Raw genomic sequence first — 655 nt, 5'->3', positions numbered from 1 at the left:
AAACAGATGTTGTTAGTATGACTTCTGGCGATTTCTACGGTTCAGAAAAAGCTGTAACCATTGATGCTGCAACTGAATACTCAATCGTTTTTGAAAATGCACAAGGCGAAGCAAAAACATTGAAAGCATTTGCACCATTACAAGCAGGTGAAATCATTGATTCATCAGTCATGAATGTGAAGCAATTGAAAGCATTTGCGAAAGAAGCAATTGCACGTGCTAAAAAAGAAGGCGTATTGTTATCTGCTCACTTGAAAGCAACGATGATGAAAGTATCAGATCCAATCATTTTTGGTGCTTTAATCGAAGTTTACTTTGAAGAATTATTTGCAAAATATGCTGCTGAATTTAAAGCATTGGGCGTAACAGCACGCAATGGTTTGGGCGATTTGAATCAGAAGATTGCAGGCCATGCAAAAGAAGCTGAAATCAAAGCAGACATCCAAAAAATTATTGATGAATCAGCATTGTTAGCAATGGTTAACTCTGATTTAGGTATCACTAACTTCCATGTTCCTTCTGATGTAATTGTTGATGCTTCTATGCCAGCAATGATTCGCGCAGGCGGTAAAATGTGGGATAAGAATGGCCAAACAGCAGATACAATCGCAATGATTCCTGATCGTTGCTATGCATCGATCTATAAAGTAACGGT

At 38.0% G+C, this 655-nt stretch carries 1 protein-coding gene; it reads left to right on the top strand.

Features of this window, described 5'->3' with window-relative positions; all coding sequences use genetic code 11:
• Window positions 1–655: NADP-dependent isocitrate dehydrogenase (locus tag BZK14_RS09325; RefSeq protein ID WP_143691426.1), on the top strand; the 655-nt coding region annotated here is incomplete at both ends.

The organism is Wohlfahrtiimonas larvae (assembly GCF_002006755.1).
GTDB classification, from domain to species: Bacteria; Pseudomonadota; Gammaproteobacteria; order Cardiobacteriales; family Wohlfahrtiimonadaceae; genus Wohlfahrtiimonas; species Wohlfahrtiimonas larvae.
This window is presented reverse-complemented; position numbering and strand designations above follow the sequence as displayed.